The organism is Microbacterium bandirmense, assembly GCF_037204185.1.
Classification (GTDB): Bacteria; Actinomycetota; Actinomycetes; order Actinomycetales; family Microbacteriaceae; genus Microbacterium; species Microbacterium bandirmense.
Genome location: NZ_JBBDGM010000011.1, coordinates 79454 through 99845 on the forward strand (window position 1 = coordinate 79454; position 20392 = coordinate 99845).

20 protein-coding genes are annotated in these 20392 nt (G+C 69.9%); 16 read left to right on the forward strand and 4 right to left on the reverse strand.

Annotation, left to right across the window (positions count from 1 at the left end):
- Positions 1-2 precede the first annotated feature (2 nt).
- From WDU99_RS13000 to WDU99_RS13065, 14 genes are all read left to right on the forward strand, one after another.
- Positions 3-1184 (forward strand): MalY/PatB family protein, encoded by a 1182-nt coding sequence (locus WDU99_RS13000; protein ID WP_337332878.1) that lies wholly within the window; start codon positions 3-5, stop codon positions 1182-1184.
- A gap of 164 nt (positions 1185-1348) precedes the next feature.
- The gene (locus WDU99_RS13005) at positions 1349-2053 is read left to right on the forward strand and encodes a sirohydrochlorin chelatase (RefSeq protein ID WP_337332879.1); all 705 of its coding nucleotides are present in this window, start codon (positions 1349-1351) and stop codon (positions 2051-2053) included.
- Positions 2054-2208: 155 nt separating this feature from the next.
- Positions 2209-3951 carry a nitrite/sulfite reductase gene (locus tag WDU99_RS13010; RefSeq protein ID WP_337332880.1) on the forward strand — a complete coding sequence of 581 codons (1743 nt, stop codon included), beginning with the start codon at positions 2209-2211 and terminating at the stop codon, positions 3949-3951.
- Positions 3948-4691 (forward strand): phosphoadenylyl-sulfate reductase, encoded by a 744-nt coding sequence (locus WDU99_RS13015; protein WP_337332881.1) that lies wholly within the window; start codon positions 3948-3950, stop codon positions 4689-4691. The genes WDU99_RS13010 and WDU99_RS13015 overlap by 4 nt, the downstream gene beginning before the upstream one ends.
- Positions 4688-5674, forward strand: coding sequence for a sulfate adenylyltransferase subunit CysD (gene cysD / locus WDU99_RS13020; RefSeq protein WP_337332882.1), 987 nt, complete (start codon positions 4688-4690; stop codon positions 5672-5674). The genes WDU99_RS13015 and cysD overlap by 4 nt, the downstream gene beginning before the upstream one ends.
- On the forward strand, positions 5674-7008 hold the full coding sequence (locus WDU99_RS13025) for a sulfate adenylyltransferase subunit 1 (RefSeq protein ID WP_337332883.1): 1335 nt from the start codon (positions 5674-5676) through the stop codon (positions 7006-7008). The genes cysD and WDU99_RS13025 overlap by 1 nt, the downstream gene beginning before the upstream one ends.
- A 59-nt stretch (positions 7009-7067) precedes the next feature.
- On the forward strand, positions 7068-8126 hold the full coding sequence (locus WDU99_RS13030; RefSeq protein WP_337332884.1) for an ABC transporter substrate-binding protein: 1059 nt from the start codon (positions 7068-7070) through the stop codon (positions 8124-8126).
- On the forward strand, positions 8126-8986 hold the full coding sequence (locus WDU99_RS13035) for an ABC transporter ATP-binding protein (RefSeq protein ID WP_337332885.1): 861 nt from the start codon (positions 8126-8128) through the stop codon (positions 8984-8986). Before WDU99_RS13030 ends, WDU99_RS13035 begins: the two co-directional genes overlap by 1 nt.
- A complete protein-coding gene (locus WDU99_RS13040) occupies positions 8976-9860 on the forward strand; it encodes an ABC transporter permease (protein WP_337332886.1) in 885 nt (294 codons plus the stop codon). The genes WDU99_RS13035 and WDU99_RS13040 overlap by 11 nt, the downstream gene beginning before the upstream one ends.
- Complete coding sequence (cobA, locus tag WDU99_RS13045; protein ID WP_337332887.1) at positions 9857-10762, forward strand: uroporphyrinogen-III C-methyltransferase; 906 nt, start codon at positions 9857-9859, stop codon at positions 10760-10762. The genes WDU99_RS13040 and cobA overlap by 4 nt, the downstream gene beginning before the upstream one ends.
- A 23-nt stretch (positions 10763-10785) precedes the next feature.
- Complete coding sequence (locus tag WDU99_RS13050) at positions 10786-12204, forward strand: FAD-dependent oxidoreductase (protein ID WP_337332888.1); 1419 nt, start codon at positions 10786-10788, stop codon at positions 12202-12204.
- Positions 12201-12530, forward strand: a complete 330-nt coding sequence (gene fdxA / locus WDU99_RS13055) for a ferredoxin (protein WP_337332889.1) — start codon at positions 12201-12203, stop codon at positions 12528-12530. The genes WDU99_RS13050 and fdxA overlap by 4 nt, the downstream gene beginning before the upstream one ends.
- The gene (locus WDU99_RS13060; RefSeq protein ID WP_337332890.1) at positions 12523-13503 is read left to right on the forward strand and encodes an NAD(P)/FAD-dependent oxidoreductase; all 981 of its coding nucleotides are present in this window, start codon (positions 12523-12525) and stop codon (positions 13501-13503) included. The genes fdxA and WDU99_RS13060 overlap by 8 nt, the downstream gene beginning before the upstream one ends.
- A 69-nt stretch (positions 13504-13572) precedes the next feature.
- Positions 13573-15591, forward strand: coding sequence for an ATP-dependent helicase (locus WDU99_RS13065; RefSeq protein ID WP_337332891.1), 2019 nt, complete (start codon positions 13573-13575; stop codon positions 15589-15591).
- Positions 15592-15651: 60 nt separating this feature from the next.
- On the opposite strand, the gene WDU99_RS13070 is transcribed toward WDU99_RS13065, so the two are convergent.
- The gene (locus tag WDU99_RS13070; RefSeq protein WP_337332892.1) at positions 15652-16053 is read right to left on the reverse strand and encodes a hypothetical protein; all 402 of its coding nucleotides are present in this window, start codon (positions 16051-16053) and stop codon (positions 15652-15654) included.
- Positions 16050-16679 (reverse strand): nucleotidyltransferase domain-containing protein, encoded by a 630-nt coding sequence (locus WDU99_RS13075; RefSeq protein ID WP_337332893.1) that lies wholly within the window; start codon positions 16677-16679, stop codon positions 16050-16052. Before WDU99_RS13075 ends, WDU99_RS13070 begins: the two co-directional genes overlap by 4 nt.
- Before the next feature lie 169 nt (positions 16680-16848).
- Between WDU99_RS13075 and WDU99_RS13080 the strand changes: the two genes are divergently transcribed.
- The gene (locus WDU99_RS13080; protein WP_337332894.1) at positions 16849-17394 is read left to right on the forward strand and encodes a type 1 glutamine amidotransferase domain-containing protein; all 546 of its coding nucleotides are present in this window, start codon (positions 16849-16851) and stop codon (positions 17392-17394) included.
- Positions 17395-17452: 58 nt separating this feature from the next.
- On the opposite strand, the gene WDU99_RS13085 is transcribed toward WDU99_RS13080, so the two are convergent.
- Together WDU99_RS13085 and cls are read right to left on the reverse strand one after the other, a co-directional pair.
- The gene (locus tag WDU99_RS13085) at positions 17453-17977 is read right to left on the reverse strand and encodes an ASCH domain-containing protein (protein WP_337332895.1); all 525 of its coding nucleotides are present in this window, start codon (positions 17975-17977) and stop codon (positions 17453-17455) included.
- Positions 17978-18075: 98 nt separating this feature from the next.
- Positions 18076-19524, reverse strand: a complete 1449-nt coding sequence (cls, locus tag WDU99_RS13090) for a cardiolipin synthase (RefSeq protein WP_337332896.1) — start codon at positions 19522-19524, stop codon at positions 18076-18078.
- A gap of 65 nt (positions 19525-19589) precedes the next feature.
- Between cls and WDU99_RS13095 the strand changes: the two genes are divergently transcribed.
- Complete coding sequence (locus tag WDU99_RS13095) at positions 19590-20366, forward strand: aspartate dehydrogenase domain-containing protein (protein ID WP_337332897.1); 777 nt, start codon at positions 19590-19592, stop codon at positions 20364-20366.
- Positions 20367-20392: the final 26 nt, after the last annotated feature.

The following is a 20392-nucleotide window of genomic DNA, read 5'->3' on the forward strand; positions in this document are numbered from 1 at the left end:
GGATGAGCATCGCTGAAGCGGCCCACCTGTACGACGCCATCACCGAAGCCGACCTGCGCGATGTGGGCAGCGTGAAGTGGACCCGGTTCCCCGGCACGATCGGCATGTTCATCGCCGAGATGGACTTCGGGGTCGCGCCGGCGATCGCCCAGGCCGTCGGCGACGCCATGACGAGCGGCTTCACCGGCTACCTGCCGAAGCCCACCAGCGAGGCGCTGCAGCAGGCGACCGCCCGCTGGTACGCCGAGCACTACGGGTGGGACGTGCCGGCCGGCGACGTGCGCCTGGTGTCGGACGTGATCGTCGCCTACGAGTTCGCGATCACCGCGTACACCTCGCCGGGCGCCGCGGTGATCGTGCCGACCCCCGCGTACATGCCGTTCCTCGACGTGCCGCTGCGTCTCGGTCGACGCGTGATCGAGGTGCCCAGCATCGAGATCGACGGACGCTGGACGATGGACCTGGATGCTGTCGCGAAGGCCTTCGACGAGGGTGGCGAGCTGCTCGTGCTGTGCAACCCGCACAACCCGCTGGGCACGGTCGCGACGCGCGACGAGCTGCTCGCGATCGAGAAGACGGTGTCGGATGCCGGTGGCCACGTCTTCTCGGATGAGATCCACGCCCCGCTCGTGTACGCACCAGCCGCGCACATCCCGTACGCGACGGTGTCGGATGCTGCCGCCGGCCACACCATCACGGCGACGTCGGCGTCGAAGGCGTGGAACCTGGCCGGCTTCAAGTGCGCCCAGCTGATCCTGTCGAACGACGACAGCCGCGCCGCCTGGGACGCCGACGGCGGGTGGGCCGGACACGGCACGGCGACGATCGGCGTGATCGCGCAGCTGGCGGCGTACACGGGCGGCGAGGAGTGGCTGAACGGGGTGACCGAGTACCTCGACGGCAACCGGCGCGAGCTGGCCGCGCTGGTGGCCGAGCACCTGCCCGGTGTGAGGGTGACGGTGCCGGAGGGCACCTACATCGCGCTGCTCGACTTCCGCGAGACCGGGCTGACCGGTGACCTCGGCGAGTGGTTCCGCGAGCACGCGGGGGTGGCCATGACCGACGGCGCAGCGTGCGGTCAGGCAGCCGTCGGGTACACGCGATTCGTGTTCGCCACACCCCGGCCGATCATGCGCGAGGCGATCCTGCGCATCGCGAAGGCGCTCGAGAACCGGGCTGCCTGAGCCCGCCGGGCCACCCGGCGCCCGAGATCAGGTGAACTGCCTGGGAGCAGGCCGATTTCTGTGATTTTCTCCTGATGTGGGGGTGATGTCCTGATCCGGGCAGGTGACGCCGGCCGCCGGCTACCACCGCGTCCGCAGCACCGCACCCGCATTAGTGTGTGTGGATGCCCTCACCCACCCTTCTCGCTGTCTCGCACGGCACCTCAGACACCGCCGGCGCGGCCGATGTGCACGCCCTCGTCGAGGCCGTGCGGGCCGCCTCCCCGCAGCTGACCGTGCACGAGGCGTTCGTCGACGTGCAGCAGCCCGACGTCGACACCGTGCTCGCCACGATCGACGGCCCGGTCGTGGTCGTGCCGCTGCTGCTGTCGAGCGGATTCCATGTGTTCCACGACCTGCACGGAGCCGTCGCGCACAGATCGGATGCCGTCGTGGCCGATCCGCTCGGGCCCGACCCCCGGCTGGCCGAGGTGCTCGCCCGGCGGCTGGCATCCGCGCGCCCGTCCATGGGATCGGCGGAGCAGCCGGTCGTGCTCGCCGTCGCAGGGTCGCGCGACGACCGCTCGGCGGTCGATGCCGAGGGGATGGCGGAGCAGCTCACCGCCCGGCTCGGCCGGCCCGTGCGGCTCGGCTACCTGGCCGCCCGCGCGCCCGAGCTCGGCGAGCTGCTGCGGCAGCATCCGGATGCCGTCGTGGCGACGTATCTGCTCGCCCGCGGGTACTTCTTCGACCTCGCGGTGCGGCGCGCGCACGGGCATCCGATCGCCCTTCCGCTGCTCGACGGCGACGCGACCCCGGCTGAGCTCACCGAGCTCGTGCTGCAGCGTTTCAACGCCGCGGCCGCACAGTTCAACCGCGCACGCGAATAGCACGCGGAGGGTCGCCGGTGGGAATTCTTTCTCCGCGTGACCTGCCGTGACGACTCTTGACGTCATAAGTCGCCGGAGGGTTTTCAGACGCCGTCCGACTATCTAGCGTTTCCTTTCGTGGCGATCCCCGCCGCATCCGGCACGAGAGCGAGATCATGACTGTCGAACAGCAGGCCCCCGTTCGCGGTGCACGAACGCGCACAGCACGAACCCCGTCGAAGCCCCACGGCCAGTGGGCCGTCGACGGCACCGAGCCGCTCAACGCCAACGAGGAGTTCAAACTCGCCGACGGCGGACTGAACGTCCGCGAGCGCATCGAGACCGTCTACGCCCAGGGCGGGTTCGCCTCGATCGACCCGACCGACCTGCACGGCCGGTTCCGCTGGTGGGGGCTGTACACCCAGCGAAAGCCCGGCATCGACGGCGGGCGCACCGCACAGCTCGAGCCGCACGAGCTCGAGGACCAGTACTTCATGCTGCGGGTGCGCATCGACGGCGGCCAGCTCACCACCGAGCAACTGCGGGTGATCGGCGGCATCTCCACCGAGTTCGGCCGCGACATCGCCGACATCACCGACCGGCAGAACGTGCAGCTGCACTGGATCCGCATCGAGGACGTGCCCGAGATCTGGCGTCGCCTCGAGGCCGTCGGACTGCAGACCACCGAGGCCTGCGGCGACGTGCCGCGCACCTTCCTCGGGTCGGCGGTCGCCGGCGTCGCAGAGGACGAGCTCATCGACCCGACCCCGCAGTTGCGCGAGATCATCGACCGGTACATCGGCGACCCCTCGTACGCGAACCTGCCGCGCAAGTACAAGACCGCCATCACCGGGCATCCGAGCCTCGACGTCGTGCACGAGATCAACGACTGCTCGTTCGTCGCCGTCGAGCACCCCGAACTGGGCATCGGCTACGACCTGTGGGTGGGCGGTGCGCTCGCCGCCGTGCCGCGTCTGGGCGAGCGCCTGGGCGCTTTCGTGACCCCCGACCGCGTCGCCGAGGTGTGGGAGGGCGTCACCGGCGTCTTCCGCGACTACGGCTACCGCCGGCTGCGCAACAAGGCCCGCATGAAGTTCCTGCTCGCCGACTGGGGTGCCGAGAAGCTGCGTGAGGTGCTCGAGACCGAGTATCTCGACGAGCCGCTGCCCGACGGCCCGGCACCGGCCGACCCGGTCGGGTCGCCCGACCACGTCGGAGTGCACCGGCAGAAGGACGGCCGGTTCTACATCGGCGCGTCCACCACGGTCGGACGCCTCGCGGGCACCACGCTCACCCGCCTGGCCGACCTCGCCGAGGTGAACGGCTCCACACGCATCCGCCCGACGGTGTTCCAGAAGATCCTCATCCTCGACATCCCCGAGGATCGCGTGCAGAACGTCGTCGCGGGCCTCGACGAATTGGGATTGCCCTCCCGCCCCAGCCTGTTCCGCCGGGGCACGATGGCCTGCACCGGCATCGAGTTCTGCAAGCTCGCGATCGTCGAGACCAAGGTCAATGCGGCCCACGCGATCGAGCAGCTCGAAGAGCGCCTCGGCGCCCTCGAGCCGGAGATCGGCCAGACGATCACCCTGCACGTGAACGGATGCCCGAACTCGTGCGCCCGCATCCAGACCGCCGACATCGGACTGAAGGGACAGCTGGTCACGATCGACGGCGAGCAGGTCCCCGGCTACCAGGTGCACCTCGGCGGGGGACTGGCCACCGAGGGACGCCCCGAGGCGGGGCTGGGTCGCACGGTGCGCGGGCTGAAGGTGCCCGCCGACGGCATCGCCGACTACGCGGAGCGCGTCATCCGCCGCTACCTCGCCGACCGCGACTCGGGCGAGACGTTCGCGCACTGGGCGCACCGAGCCGATGAGGAAGCTCTCCGGGGCGAGACCGGGGAGGCCGCGTCATGAGCGTCAGCCTCGCACCCCGGCTGCAGGCCAAGCGCACCCGCGACGAGCTCGCGGCGCTCGCCGCACGGGGCGACGCCGAGCTCGGCAGCCTCACCGACGACGAGGCGTCGGCCGCCGAGGTCGTCGCGTGGGTCGCGCGCAACTTCGGGGCGGATGCCGCCGCCGTGGCGTGCTCGATGGCGGATGCTGCATTGCCGCACCTCGTCGCCGAGCAGCTGCCCGGTGTGGACGTGCTGTTCCTGGACACCGGCTACCACTTCACCGAGACCTACGCCACCCGCGACGAGGTCGCCCGCGCACTCGATGTGCGCGTCGTGGACGTGACGCCCGAGCAGACCGTCGCCGAGCAGGATGCGGCATTCGGTGCGCGACTGTTCGAGCGCGATGCCGCACTGTGCTGCGCCCGCCGCAAGGTGGCACCGCTGCAGGAGGCGCTCGGCGGATACGAGGTGTGGTTCACCGGGGTGCGCCGCGACGAGGCGCCCACACGCACGAACACGCCGCTGGTCACGTTCGACGAGCGCAACGGCCTGGTCAAGGTGAACCCGGTCGCGGCGTGGAGCCTCGACCAGGTCTTCGCGTATGCGGCCGAGCACCATGCCCCGGTCAACCTGCTGACTGACTTCGGCTACCCGTCGATCGGATGCCAGCCGTGCACCAGACCGGTCGCCCCCGGCGAAGACCCCCGATCCGGCCGCTGGGCCGGCCAGGCGAAGACAGAATGCGGACTGCACACATGAGCACCACCACCTTCTCCTCCTCCGAGCGCGCTTCGTCACTTCGACTCGCTTCGCTCGCTCAGGAACCGCGCAGCGACGAGACGAAACGCCCCAGTCAGGGCGCCCTCGACGTGCTCGAGGCCGAGGCGATCCACATCATCCGCGAGGTGGTGGCCGAGTTCGAGCGTCCGGTGCTGCTGTTCTCGGGCGGCAAGGACTCGGTGCTCGTGCTGCACCTGGCGGCCAGGGCGTTCGCGCCCGGTCGGGTGCCGTTCCCGGTGCTGCACGTCGACACCGGGCACAACTTCCCCGAGGTGCTGGCGTTCCGCGACGAGACCGTCGAGCGCCTGGGACTCACGCTGGAGGTCGCACGCGTGCAGGACTACATCGACGACGGCCGCCTCGCCGAGCGCCCCGACGGCACCCGCAACCCGCTGCAGACCCAGCCGCTGCTCGACGCGATCGCCGATGGACGCCACGACGCCGTCTTCGGCGGCGCCCGCCGCGATGAGGACAAAGCCCGTGCCAAGGAGCGCATCATCTCGCTGCGCGACGAGTTCGGGCAGTGGGATCCCCGCAATCAGCGCCCTGAGCTGTGGAGCCTGTACAACGGGCGCCACCTGCCCGGCCAGCACGTGCGGGCGTTCCCGATCTCGAACTGGACGGAGCTCGACGTGTGGAGCTACATCGAGCGCGAGGGCATCCCGCTGCCGCCGCTGTACTTCGCGCACGAGCGGGACGTGTTCCGGCGCGACGGCATGTGGCGCGGGGTGGGCGAGTTCTCGCAGCCGCGCGCCGGCGAGCAGGTCGAGCGTCGCACGGTGCGCTACCGCACCGTCGGCGACATGAGCTGCACCGGGGCGGTGGAATCGGATGCTGCCGACACCGCGTCCGTCGTGGCGGAGGTTGCTCGCTCGACCCTCACCGAGCGCGGTGCCACCAGGGCTGATGACCGCATCAGCGAGGCCGCCATGGAGGACCGCAAGAAGAACGGATACTTCTGATGACCACCGACACATCCATCCCGGTCGCTCCGCTCCCTCGCTCAACGACCGGTATTGGGCTGTTCCGCTTCGCCACGGCCGGATCGGTCGACGATGGCAAGTCGACGCTGGTGGGGCGCCTGCTGCACGATGCGAAGGCGATCCTCGCCGATCAGCTCGAGCAGGTCGCCGCTACCTCGAGGCAGCGCGGTTTCGCGCACGGTGACTTCGACTTCGCGCTGCTGACCGACGGTCTGCGGGCCGAGCGCGAGCAGGGCATCACGATCGACGTCGCGTACCGGTACTTCTCGACCGGCCGCCGCAGCTTCATCCTGGCCGACTGCCCCGGTCACGTGCAGTACACCCGCAACATGGTCACCGGTTCGGCGACCGCCGATGCCGTGGTCGTGCTGGTCGATGCACGCAAGGGCGTGGTCGAGCAGACCCGTCGTCACCTCGCCGTGGTCTCGCTGCTGCGGGTGCCGCACGTGATCATCGCGGTGAACAAGATCGACCTGGTCGACTTCGACGAGGATCGCTTCGTCGAGATCGAACTCGAGGCCGAGCGGGTCGCCGAGCAGCTCGGGCTGCGGGGCATCCATGTGCTCCCGGTCTCGGCGCTGGAGGGCGACAACATCGTCGACCGCTCCGAGCGCACCCCTTGGTACGACGGCGCCACCCTGCTGCAGCTGCTCGAGTCGCTGCCGAGCACCGCCGAGGTCGAGCACCGGGCATCCGATTTCCGTCTTCCGGTGCAGCTGGTGCTGCGCCCGCAGGGCGGGCTGCGCCCCGATATCGAAGACGCCGAGCGGTACCGCGATTTCCGCGGCTTCGCCGGGCGCATCTCCTCGGGGGAGGTGCGCGTCGGCGACCGCGTCAGCGTGTTCCCCGGCGGGCACGAGACGACGATCACGGGTATCCTCTCGGCGGGGGTGGAGGTCGACGTCGCCACCGCTCCCGAGTCGGTCGCGGTGACGCTCGCCGATGAGGTGGATGCTGCCCGCGGGGCGCTCATCGCCACGGCGGGCACTGCACCGTCGGGCACCCGTGAGTCGGTCGTGGAGCTGTTCCAGCTCGATCCGCGCGAGATCGTCGCCGGGGCGAAGGTGCTCGTCAAGCACGGCACCGCCACCGTGCAGGCGCTGATCGCCGAGGTCATCGACCGCCGCGACCTCGAGACGCTGGCGCACCTCGACGCCGAGTCGATCGCAGTCAACGAGATCGGACGGGTGCGGCTGCGCTTCGCCGGCGAGCTGCCGCTCGAGTCGTACGCGGTGAGCCGTGACGGCGGCTCACTCGTGCTCATCCATCCCGTCGACGGTGCGACGCTCGCCGCCGCCACCGTCGTCGACTGACCGCCGTCACCGAACCCTGTAACCGAACCCGCACCACCGACCGCTGAGGAGGCGAAACCGTGAAGACTGCTCGTACGACCACCGCTCTGACCGCTCTGGGACTGGCCGCGATGATGCTCGCGGGCTGCGCCTCGGCATCCGCTGATCAGGCCGGCGGCGACCTCGACGAACTGCGTCTGGGCTACTTCGCGAACGTCACCCATGCACCCGCGCTGGTCGGCGTCTCGGAGGGGCTGTTCCAAGACGCTCTGGGGGATGTGACGCTCAAGACCGAGGTGTTCAACGCCGGACCCGCGGCCATCGAGGCGCTCTCGGCGGGCGCCATCGACGCGGCCTACATCGGCCCGAACCCCGCCATCAACACGTTCATCCAGTCGGGTGGTCAGTCGGCGCGCGTCATCGCCGGGGCGACCTCGGGCGGGGCGGCCCTCGTCGTGGGCGACGGGATCTCGACCGTTGACGACCTGAAGGGCGCGACCATCGCGACGCCGCAGCTCGGCAACACGCAGGACGTCGCGCTGCGCAGCTGGCTCGCCGACGAGGGTTTCACGACGTCGATTTCGGGCGGGGGTGACGTGAACGTCACCCCGACCGAGAACGCGCAGACGCTGACCCTGTTCCGCGACGGCAAGGTCGACGGAGCCTGGCTGCCCGAGCCGTGGGTGTCGCGGCTGGTGGTCGACGCCGGCGCGAAGGTGCTCGTCGACGAGAAGGACCTCTGGAAGGACGGGAACTTCCCGACCACGGTGCTGCTCGTGCGCAAGGACTTCGCCGAGCAGCATCCGGACGCCGTCGGCGAACTGCTCGAGGGCCACATCTCCGCGGTGCGCTGGCTCGACGACAACGCCGCGCAGGCGCCGACCGTGATCAACGACGCGCTGGCGGATGCCACAGGCCAGGGCCTCACCGAGGAAGTGCTCGCGCGGGCGCTGCAGAACGTGACGTTCACCGTCGACCCGCACGCGGAGACCGTCGAGCAGCTCGTCGCGAACGGGGTGGCCGCCGGCACGCAGAAGGACGGCTCGATCGATGGCCTGTTCGATCTGCGGACGCTCAACGAGCTGCTCGAGAGCGCCGGCGACGCCCCGGTCTCGGCTGCCGGACTCGGGGAGGAATGATGGCCGCGAACACAGCCAAGGCGGTGCTGCAGGCCGAGAGGGCGGATGCTGCGGCATCCACCCTCCGGATCTCGCCGAGCTTCGACGGGGTGACCCCGCTGGCGGAGGCGGGCCCCGTCTCCGCACCTTCGGTGCGCCTCTCGCGCGTCACGAAGCGGTACGGCAGGGGCCCCGTGGTGCTCGACGACATCTCGCTCGACATCGCACCGGGCGAGTTCGTGTGCCTGCTGGGCGCGTCGGGCTGCGGCAAATCCACGCTGCTGAACCTCATCGCCGGGCTCGAGCCGGTCAGCTCCGGCGTGGTCGAACTCGCCGAGGCGAAGGGTGCCGCCGTGATGTTCCAAGAGGCCGCGCTGATGCCCTGGCTCAGCGCCCGCAAGAACGTCGAGCTGGCGCTGCGGCTGCGCGGGATGCCCCGTGCGCAGCGCCGTGACGAGGCGCAGCGTCTATTGGGCATCGTGAACCTCGCCGAGGCGGGGGAGCGGCGTCCGCACGAGCTCTCCGGCGGCATGCGGCAGCGCGTCGCGCTCGCCAGAGCGCTCGCGCAGGATCGTCCTGTGCTGCTGATGGACGAGCCGTTCGCGGCGCTGGATGCCATCACGCGCGACCTGCTGCACGAGGAGCTGGAGCGGGTCTGGCGCGCCACCGGACGCACGATCGTGTTCGTCACGCACAACGTGCGCGAGGCCGCCAGGCTCGGACAGCGGGTCATCCTGCTCTCCAGCCGTCCCGGTCGCATCGCGGGGGAGTGGCATGTCCGCAACACCACGGGGCGCCGCATCGAGTCGCCCGAGGTCGCGGCCCTCGCCACCGAGATCACGGCCGAGCTGCGGAAGGAGATCGCCCGCAATGCCCGCTGACACCCTCGAGAAGGATGAGCTCGACACGCTCTCCGCGGGACTGGACCGCCTTCAGTCCGACGACGTCACTCGCCGCTCGCCCGTGCGCGAGGTGCTCGCCAAGGTGCTGCCCCCGATCATCCTGCTGGCCGCACTGCTCGCGGTCTGGCAGCTGTACGTCGTGGTCGCGAACCCGAGGCCAGACCGGGCCCCGAGCCCGGCACAGGTCCTGGGCGCGCTCGGCGACGCCTGGGCCTCGGGTCGGCTGCAGGAGGCCATCGCGACCAGCCTCGAACGCGGCGTGATCGGCTTCCTCATCGCGATCATCGTCGGCACCCCGCTCGGCCTGCTGCTGGCAGAGGTCAGACCGCTGCGCCGCGCCGCGGGTCCGCTGATCTCGGGACTGCAGGTGCTGCCCTCGGTGGCCTGGGTGCCCGCGGCGATCATCTGGTTCGGCCTGTCGGATGCCACCGTGTACTTCGTGATCCTGATGGGGGCCATCCCGTCGATCGTGAACGGGCTGCTCTCCGGCATCGACCAGGTGCCCCCGCAGCTGCGCCGCGTGGGCACGGTGCTCGGCGCCACGCGCTGGCAGCTCGCCACCCAGGTCGCACTGCCGGCATCGCTGCCCGGCTATGTCGCGGGTCTCAAGCAGGGGTGGGCGTTCTCGTGGCGGTCGCTGATGGCCGCCGAGATCATCGCGACCGGCGGATCGATCGGCTTCGGGCTCGGCTCGATGCTCGACCAGTCCCGCGAACTCGCCGACCTCGCCGCCGTGCTCGGCACGATCATCCTGATCCTGGGCATCGGCATCCTGATCGAACTCGTGATCTTCGGTCCCCTCGAGCGGCGGATGCTGCGCGGCCGGGGCCTCATCCTCGGAGGTGCCCGATGACCGGACGCGTCACACTCGTCGGAGCCGGCCCCGGCGATGCCGGACTGCTCACCGTGCGCGGTCTGCGGGCGCTGCAGCAGGCCGATGTCATCGTCGCCGACCGCCTGGGCGCCCGGCAGGTGCTCGCCCAGCTGGCCGACGACGGCATCGTGCTCACCGCCGAGGTCATCGACGTCGGCAAGCTGCCCGGCCACCACCGGGTTCCGCAGGACGGCATCAACGAGCTGCTCGTGCAGCGCGCCGCCCGCGGCGAGCACGTGGTCAGGCTCAAGGGCGGCGATCCGTTCGTGTTCGGCCGCGGCCGGGAGGAGCAGCTGCACTGCGAGGCCGCCGGTGTTCCGGTCGAGGTGGTGCCCGGCATCAGCAGCACCGTCTCGGTGCCGGCGGTCGCGGGCATCCCCCTCACCCACCGAGGTGTGGCGGCGTCGTTCACCGTGGTCAGCGGGCACGATCAGCTCGAGCCGCACGGACCGCTGACCCGGTCGTCGGGTGATCACACCCTCGTGCTGCTGATGGGCGTCGGCACCCTGGGGCACTCCGCCCACGTGCTGGCCGCCGGCACCCGCGGAGCCGATTGCCCCGTCGCCATCGTCGAAGACGGCTACGGCGAGCGGGAGCGGGTCACCATCGGCACCCTCGGCACGATCGCGCCTCTCGCGGCGCAGCGGCAGGTGCGCTCGCCCGCCGTGATCGTCATCGGCGAGGTCGTGCGACTGAGCCCGCATGCCGCGCACCTGGCTCCTGCCGTGCGGACGGAACCCGTGCAGACGGAACCCGCGCCGCGGGCATCCGATCCGGCGCGGCCGCGACCACGCTGGGCCGACGCACTCGACGCCGGACTGGCCGTCGACACCACCCTCGCCTCGGCCGTCGAGAGCGCGCTCACGACTGCTTCCCGCTGAACCCCCTCCAGAAAGCCACCATCATGACCTCCACTCCTCTGACCCTGCGCGTCGCGATCGTCGGCGCCGGTCCCGCCGGCATCTACGCCGGCAACCTGCTGACCACCGCCGTCGACGCCGTGCGGGCGGCGCAGGGCCCGATCGAGAGCGTCGAGATCGACCTGTTCGAGTCGCTGCCCGCACCGTACGGTCTGATCCGGTACGGCGTCGCCCCCGACCACCCCCGCATCAAGGGGATCGTCAACTCGCTGCACGAGATGCTGGATGCGTTCCCGGACGCTTCGACAGGCTCAGCGACCCAGGACCGCCGCACGATCCGCTTCATCGGCAACGTCGAGGTCGGCCGCGACATCGCGCTCGACGAACTGCGCGAGCGCTACCACGCCGTCATCCTCGCCACCGGGGCGATCCGCGACGCCGCACTCGACGTACCCGGTGTCGACCTGCCCGGCTCGTACGGGGCCGCTGACTTCGTGGCATGGTTCGACGGGCATCCCGACGTCGCACGCACCTGGCCGCTGGAGGCGAGTTCGGTGGCCGTCATCGGCAACGGCAACGTTGCCCTCGATGTGGCCCGGGTGCTCGCCAAGCACGCCGAGGATCTGCGCAGCACCGAGGTACCCGACAACGTGCTCGCCGGGCTCGAGGCTTCGGCCGTCACCGACGTGCACGTGTTCGGGCGCCGCGGCCCGGCAGGCATCAAGTTCACCCCGATCGAGCTGCGCGAACTGGGCGAGGTGCCCGACGTCGACATCGTGCTGTACGACGAGGACTTCGAAGGGGTCGACCCGGCCGACGCCCCCAACAACCAGCTGAAGGTCATGCTGCGCACCCTGAACACCTGGCGTGCGCGGCCGACCGGCACGGCATCGCGCCGCCTGCACCTGCACTTCTGGCACGCCCCCGTGGCGATCGAAGGCGAGGGCCGGGTGTCGGGCATCCGATTCGAGCGCACCCGCGCCGGCGCAGGCGGCGCCCTCGAGCGCACCGGCGAGTTCCGCGAGTACGACGTGCAGGCGGTCTACCGGGCGGTCGGCTACTACGGCACGCGCGTGGTCGGCGCGCCGTTCGACGAGGCGCGCGGCGTGGTGCCGAACGAGGCCGGTCGCGTCGTCGGCGAGGCAGGACTGTACGCGACCGGGTGGATCAAGCGCGGCCCGGTGGGCCTGATCGGGCACACCAAGTCGGATGCCCTCGAGACGATCACCAATCTCGTCGCGGATGCTGAGGTCGGCGCGCTGCGCGCACCCGGCGTGGGCGACGATGTGCTCGACCTGCTCGACGAGCGCGAGACCGAGTACACGACGTGGGACGGCTGGCTGGCGCTGGATGCCCATGAGCGGGCGCTCGGCGAGTCGCACGTGCACACCCGCGAGCGCGTCAAGGTCGTGCCGCGCGAGGAGCAGGTGGCGGTGTCGCGCGACGGGGCGCTGGTGCGATGACCTACGTGATCGCGCTGCCGTGCGTGGATGTGAAGGACCGCGCGTGCATCGACGAGTGCCCGGTGGACTGCATCTACGAGGGGGAGAGGTCGCTGTACATCCACCCCGACGAGTGCGTCGACTGTGGCGCCTGCGAGCCGGTCTGCCCGGTCGAGGCGATCTACTACGAGGACGATCTGCCCGACGAATGGGCCGACTACTACACCGCCAACGTCGACTTCTTCGATGAGATCGGCTCGCCGGGCGGTGCCGCGAAGGTCGGCGCCTACGCGTTCGACCACCCGCTGGTGGCGGCGCTGCCGCCGCAGGAGGGCGAGCATGACTGAGAGTGGGGACGGCGTGCCCGAGTACGACGTGCTGATCGTCGGCGGCGGGCCGGCCGGGCTGTCGGCGGCGCTGAACCTCGGGCGGGCGCTGATGCGCGTGCTGCTGATCGACGCCGACCGCCCCCGCAACGCGGCCACGCTGGTGTCTCACGGGTTCCTCACCCGCGACGGCGTCTCGCCGCACGAGCTGCGGCGGCTCGCGCGCGAGGAGCTCGCCGGCTATCCGAACGTCGAGATCCGCACCCGGCAGCGGGTGTTCGACATCGGGCCGGTCGGTCTGCGGGATCACGGAGCCGGTGGCGGGTTCCGCGCCGAGGAAGGCTTTCGCGCCGAGGTCGGTCGCCGCGAGCCGACCGAGAGCGTGCGCGCGCGGGCCGTGCTGCTGGCGACCGGACTGCGCGAGCAGCTGCCAGACGTGCCGAACCTGCGCGGGTTCTACGGTGTGAGCCTGTTCAGCTGCGTCGCCTGCGATGCGTGGGACCTGCGCGAGAAGCGATTGGCCCTGATCGGCGAAAGCGCCGACCTCGTCGCGCGGGCGCGGCTGATCTCGCGCTGGACGTCTGAGCTGACCGTGTTCACGCACGGGTCGGTGGCGATCGGACCCGCGGAGGAGGCCGAGCTGATCGCGCAGGGGATCGCCGTCGAGCGCTCGCCGATCGTGGAGCTGGCCGGTGAGCGGGGCGTGATCACGGGCATCCGCGTCGCCGACGGCGGTGAGCACGCGATCGACGGAGGATTCGTGCAGCCGCAATGGGATGCCGAGCTCGGCTATCTGCGCGAGGTGATGCCGGATGCCGATGAGGCCGGACACCTGATCGTCGACCGCTCGGGGCGCACCAGCCGGCCGGGGTTGTACGCGGCCGGCGACATCGCGGCCCCCGGTCCGCAGCAGCTCGTGGTCGCCGCCGGAGCCGGCGCGCGGGTCGCAGCCGTGATCGTGCACGACACGCTGGGCGTGACGACGACGCACTGAGCGGGGTTCGTGTGCCCCGGGCCACGTCGTGCGCGCCGGGTGTCCGACCCCGCGAGTACCGTCGGCCGTGTGACAGGAACTGATGCGCTCGCCGGACTCGACGCGGCCCAGCTGCAGGCCGTCGAGCACGGCGACGGTCCGCTCGTGATCGCCGCCGGTGCCGGCACCGGCAAGACGCGGGTGCTCACCTCGCGGGTCGCGCGGCTGCTCGAGGCGGGCGCGGTGCCCGAGCGGATGCTGCTGCTGACCTTCACGAGACGCGCGGCGGCCTCGATGATCTCGCGAGCGGCTGCGCTGTGCGGTGACGCGCAAGCCGCGCAGCGGATCGCGGGCGGCACGTTCCATGCGGTGGCGCACCGGGTCGTGGTCGAGCACGCGCAGCATCTCGGGCTCGTGGATGTCACGGTGCTCGACCCCGACGATGTTATCGATCTGCTCGACCTGCTGCGTTCCGAGCACAAGCTCGACGGCACCGAGAAGCGCCTGCCGACCACGCGCACGATCGCCGACATCGGGTCGCGGGCGATGAACACCGGTACGCCCGCGCGGAAGGTGATCGAGGAGCAGTTCCCATGGGCGCTCGAGCATGCGGATGCCGTGCTCGCGCTGCTGCGGCACTACAGCATCCGAAAGCGAGAGCGCGGACTGCTCGACTTCGACGATCTGCTCATCGCGTGGCGCGCGCTGGTGCGCGATCCCGACGTCGGCGCGCGAATGCGCGCGCGGTGGGATTGGGTGCTGGTCGACGAGTATCAGGACGTCAACAGCCTGCAGGTCGACATCGTGCGCGGCCTCGCCCCCGACGGGCAGGGGCTCACCGTGGTCGGCGACGACGCGCAGGCGATCTACGGGTTCCGCGGGGCGAGCGCCGGGCACCTGCTCGATCTCGCCGAGACTCTGCCCGATGCCACGCTCGTGCGACTCGAACGCAACTTCCGGTCGACGCAGCCGATCCTCGATCTGGCGAACGAGGTGCGTCCCGGCGAGCTCGGGCTGCGGCTTCGGGCGGACCGGCCGGACACGGGCATCCGACCCTCGCTCGTCGTCTGCCGCAATGCCGACGACGAGGCGCGCACCGTCGCCGATCGCATCCTCGCGGCCCACGTCGACGGCATGCCGCTGCGCGAGCAGGCGGTGCTGATGCGCACCGGATCGCACAGCGCGCAGCTCGAGGTCGAGCTGAAGGTGCGCGGCATCCCGTTCCACAAGTTCGGCGGCATCGGCTATCTCGAGACCTCGCATGTGCGCGATCTGCTGGCGAGCTTCCGGGTGGTGCTCAACCCCGCCGACGAGGTGTCGTGGTACCGGCTGCTGACCAGGCATCGAGCGATCGGCAAGGTGTCGGCGCGGGCGCTCGCGGGGATCCTCGCCGACGGCGGCATCGATCGGGCGGCGGATGCTGTCGCCGCCGCTCCCGCGAAGGCGCGCACCGGTCTCGCATCGACGCTGTCACTGCTCGGGGCGGTGGATGCCACGACCACCGTGCCCGAGGTGGTGGAGGCATGTCGCGGCGCGGTGGACCCGCTGCTGCGGGCGCATTATCCCGACTGGCAGCGGCGGGCGATCGATGTCGACGGCATCGCCCAGTCCGCCGCACGTCAGTCGGACCTGCGGATGTTCGTCAGCGAGCAGGCGATCGATCCGGTGAACGTCGCCGGCGACTGGGCGAAGAAACCCGAGCTCGACGAGGACTGGGTGACGCTGTCGACCATCCACTCGGCCAAGGGGCTGGAGTTCGGCGCGGTGCATGTGATCCGGTCCTGCGACGGGGCGATGCCCTCTGACATGGCGCTGTCGACGCCGGCGGGGCTGGTTGAGGAGCAGCGGCTGTTCTACGTCGCGCTCACCAGGGCGCGCGACACGCTCGACGTGTACGCGCCGGCGCGGCTGCCCACGCATCCGACGTCATTCCTCGCACGGCACGTCGTCGCGAAACCGAGCCGGTTCCTCACGGCCGAGGCGCGGGCGCTGATGGATGCTGTCGACACGGCTTCCGGGGTCGTGGTCGAACCGGCCGGCGCGTCGGTGCCGGCCGCGGGCGGCACGCCCCGCATCCGTCTCGACGAGTTCGACGACCTGTTCGCTTGAGTCGGGGTCGTTGCGCATTCGTTGAGTGGATTTGTCGTGGTCGGAGGCACCCTGAGGGGATCAGCCGATCAGACGGCGTTCGGCCTCTTCGATGAGCGCGGTCGCTTCACGCAGTGACACCGTGCGGTCGTGCGCTGTCAGCAACCCGGCGCCGTACTGGCTTTCCGACTTGAGGCCGATCAGGCGCGACAGTCGTCTGCCGAGATCATGGTCGACGCGTGTCAGCAACGTCACCGCACCTTTATGGTCGGGTCCGCTGTAGCGCTCGCCCAACGCGACAGCGCAGATCGCATCAGCCGCGGCGATGCCAGCGAGGACCGCCACTCCCACGCAGACGTTGATTGCCTCGCCGGTCTCTCCTGCGAGCAGATCCGCGACTTCGAGATATTTCTTCCCGATGTGCAGCCGCGCCCGGCCGTCAGTCATGTCGGAGGCGCGGGTCGGGAGCTTCTTCGGCGTCATCCCATCGACCCTCTCTCAAGCAGCGTGGCGGGTTCATCGCCGACGAGTCGCACGCCATCGTCGCGCCAGTGTTGCACGATCGGTTCATCTGCGGAGATCAGGTCTGCAAGTGCATTCGCCGTGTAGCTCAGTGGCTGCAGGTCGTTGCCGGTCCACCGCACGGTGCTCTGAGAGAGAGCGTCGATCTGGGCAACCCAGGCGTCGGATCTCGGGTCGACACCCTGAGCGACGATCAGCACGAGGTCGATATCGCTTCGCTGGTCTGCGACGCCACGGGCGAACGATCCGAACACGAATGCATGCATCGGCGGCGGGCTCATCCGCTGCACGTGTTCACCGAGACGCTGCATGAGTCGGCCCCGGGCGCTGGCTGCTGAGAGGACTGCGTCAGCGAGCAGATGCTCGCGGTTGAGTGCGTACAGGTGGCCGACCGCCGCAGGAAGGGCCCTGACGATACCGTGCTCGACGAGCCGGTTCAACACCGGCAATTGGCCTGCGCGGGTTCCGCGAGAACTGGCCCGCCAGATCGCCGAAGCGCTCTGAGGGTGTTCACTTCGAGCCAAGACCTCAAGAACGGACGAGTCGAGGCTCGGAATGAGTGATCGAAGCGGTGATGTCAGATCCACAATCTCCATCGTGAAGAAATATCTACAGGGTGTCAAGTATTTCTATAGGCGAGCTCCCTACTTGCACCCTGCCCGTACATCGTCGCGAGACGTTTGACCAGGGGGTCGCGTCGATCGAGGGAACTCGTAGCGTGGACTGTGTTCTACCGCTGACAGAGAGGACAAGTCGATGACTGACGAGAACACGAGAGTCGCCTTCCTGGCCACTGACGGGTACGAAGACAGCGAACTGATCGAACCGTGGCGAGCGGTGAGCGAGATGGGCGCGACGATCACGATGATCGCGCCGTCGGCGGGTGAGATCACGGGCAAGAAGGGGCACGTGCAGGCGGTCGACGCGGTCGCCGGCGACGCCTCGGCGGATGAGTTCGACGCTCTCGTGCTGCCCGGCGGGGTCGTGAACGCCGACCACCTGCGCATGGACGAGGCATCCGTGAACTTCGCGCGGGCCTTCTTCGAGCAGCACAAACCGGTCGGGGTGATCTGTCACGGCGCGTGGATCCTCATCGAGGCCGGTGTCGTCGACGGGCGCAAGATGACCAGCTATCCGAGCCTGCGTACCGATCTGCGCAACGCCGGTGCCGACTGGGTCGATGAAGAGGTCGTGGTCGACCAGGGCCTCGTCTCGAGCCGCACGCCCGACGACCTTCCCGCGTTCAACGCGAAGCTCGTGGAGGAGATCCGCGAGGGCAAGCACTCGGGCCAGGTCGCCTGAGCGAGCGCGCTCTTCGCGGACCTATTCGCGTGCTTCGCGGGGAGCCAGATGACGGTTATCAGGCACCAGACCCGTCACTTGGCTCCTTCTCTGCGCGCGTCGGATGTTCTGCGCGCGTCGGATGCACCAGGGTGAACCGTTCGCAGAGCACCGGCATGTCGGGGGTCCAGCCGCGCGGGTCTTCGGAGTGATCCCGCCAGAACCGCTCGTGGATCTCGCGCCACGCGGCAAGCGTGCGGTCTCCCTCTCCTTCGGCGTGCGCGTGCTCTTCGCTGACCTCGTCGAAAGGCACGATCTGCAGCGCGGTGGTGCGGATGACGGCGCGCGGCTCGCCGCGGCCGTCGAGGATCACGCTGAGCTCGCCCACCTGGGGCATCGGGTCGCCGGATGCCTCGTAGTCCCACACCGACGATGCGGTGCCGGTCTTCACACCCGAGACGACGAGTTCGAGCAGGCTGTCGGCGTGCTCGGGCGTCGCACCGAATGCCCACGCCTCCGGCGCCTCGGACGGAAGATCGGGCAACACGGCGCGGACGCGCTGCCAATAGGTGGCGACGGCGGCGGGGTCTGCGGTGATCGTCATGAATACGACACTACGGCGCTGCGCGCCGGCCCCACGGCCGGCGCCATCACCACTGGCATCCGACGCCACCAGCCGCACGGCCACCGGCATCCGACCCGTCAGTTCAGAGCCGACGTCAACCGTGCCAGCCCGTCGAGGAAGGTCGACTTCGCGGGCTCGCGCTCCCACTCCTCGAGGGTGAGTTCGCGGCTGAGGCCCCGGTACTTCGCCTCGACCTCGCGCATCTGGGTCACGAACGATTCGCCGCGCACCATGAGCGACAGCTCGGCGTTCAGGCTGAACGAGCGGATGTCCATGTTGCTCGAGCCGATCACGGCGATGTCGTCGTCGATCGAGAAGTGCTTGGCGTGCAGGATGTACGGCGCCGGGTACAGGAAGATCCGCACGCCAGCGCGCAGCAGCGCCGAGTAGTACGAGCGCTGTGCGTGGTACACCAGACCCTGGTCGCCGAGCTCCGAGACGAACAGCTGCACGTCGAGGCCGCGCTGGCAGGCGGTGGTGATGGCGTAGGTCATCGCCTCATCGGGCACGAAGTAGGGGCTGGTGAGGATCACCCGCTCGGTCGCGCCGTGGATGAGCGAGAGGAACAGGCGCAGGTTGTTCTCGGTCTCGTACGTGGGTCCGCTCGGCACCAGCTGGCAGAGCAGGTCGCCGGTGCGGGGGATGTCGGATGCCCGAACCCGTTCGTCCACGAGATCCTCGCCGGTCTCGATCATCCAGTCGACGTGGAAGACAGCATCCACCTGCGCGACCGCAGGACCCTCGACGCGCGAGACGAGCTCGTGCCACATGAGTCCGCGCTTGATGTTCTTCCCGGCGTTGTAGTCGCGCGAGATGAGGTTCTGCGAGCCGACGAATCCGACGACGCCGTCGACGACGACGAGCTTGCGGTGATTGCGCAGGTCGGGGCGCTGATACTCGCCCTTGAAGGGTCGCACCGGCAGCATCCACGACCACGTCACGCCGATCCGGTCGAGCTCGGCGAACGTCTCGTCGGAGCGCGGGATCTTGCGCGAGGCGATGTAGTCGGCGAGCAGCCGCACTGTGACGCCCCGCTGCACCGCACGCTCCATCGCGGCGAAGAAGCCGCGGGTGGTGTCGTCCCAGGCGGTGATGTAGAACGCGACGTGCACGTACTTCTCGGCCCGGTCGATCGCCGCGGCCATCGCGTCGATCGAGCCCTGATAGTCGTCGATGAGGGCGAGCGACGAGCCGTCGACCGCGGGGATGCCGGTCAGCTCGTGGTTCTGCTCGATCACCCGCTGGAACCAGCGCGGCCCGTCGGGGTGGGGGTCGGATGCTGAATCGCCGAGCACCGCGATGATGCGAGCGCGCTCGCCGCGGCGCTTCTTCGGCAACCGGAAATTGCCGATCAGCAGGTAGAGCGCGAGGCCGACAACGGGCACGAGGAAGATCAGCAGCAGCCACGACATCGCGGCGGTGGGCTTGCGGTCGCGTGGGATGTAGATGAGCGCGATGATGTTGATCGCGAACACCGCGAGGGTCGAGAGGATCCAGATCAGGTTCGCAGACAGCAGTGCGGTCATGGGCGGCATCCTTCGTCGGTGATGCTTCAGTGTGGCACGCGAACGGGCTGGCCTATGGTCGAATCATGGCGGATCTGCGGGTCGGGTTCCTCGGCGGCGGGAACATCAACGGGCGGCTTCGGCAGGTTGTGGAGCGGCAGCGCCCCTATGAGGTGATCGGCACGTTCGGGCGCGGCGACTCGCTGCCGGGCAGCGGCGAGGCCGATGTCGTGGTCGAGGCGGCGACGCAGGATGCGGTTCGTGAGCGGGTTCCAGAGCTGCTGGATGCCGGTGTCGATGTCATCGTGCTCTCGGTGGGCGCGTTGGCGGATGCCGGCTTGCGCGCGCGTCTGCTGGAGTCGAGGCGCGGCAGGCTCATCGCCTGCACCGGTGCGATCGGCGGTCTCGACCAGGTGCGTGCGCTGCGCGCTGCCGGCCCCCTGCAGGCCGTGTCGATCGAGAGCCGCAAGCAGCCCGCAGCGCTCGTGCAGTCGTGGATGCCGGCGGAACTGCGTGAGGATCTCGAGGCCGGCGGCGCCGAGATGGTGCTCGCCGACGGGCTCGCCGGCGAGGTGGCGCAGCGGTTCCCATCGTCGGCGAACGTCGCGGCCGCATTGGCGCTGGCGGCGGATGCCTGGAACATCGCGACCGCGCGGGTCGTCGCGGATCCGGCGGCGGTGCGCACCCGGCACGAGATCCATGCGGTCGGTGAGCTCGGCGAGGTGCGGATCGTGGTCGAGAACGCACCCTCGCCGGAGCGCCCCCGATCGAGCGCCGTGGTGGCGTGGGCGGCGCTGCGCGCGCTCGACGACTATGCGCGTCTGAGGGGTTGGGGCGCGCCGCAGGGGCCGGTGTTCCTTTGAGGTGTCCCAGCCTCAACCGTGCAGCT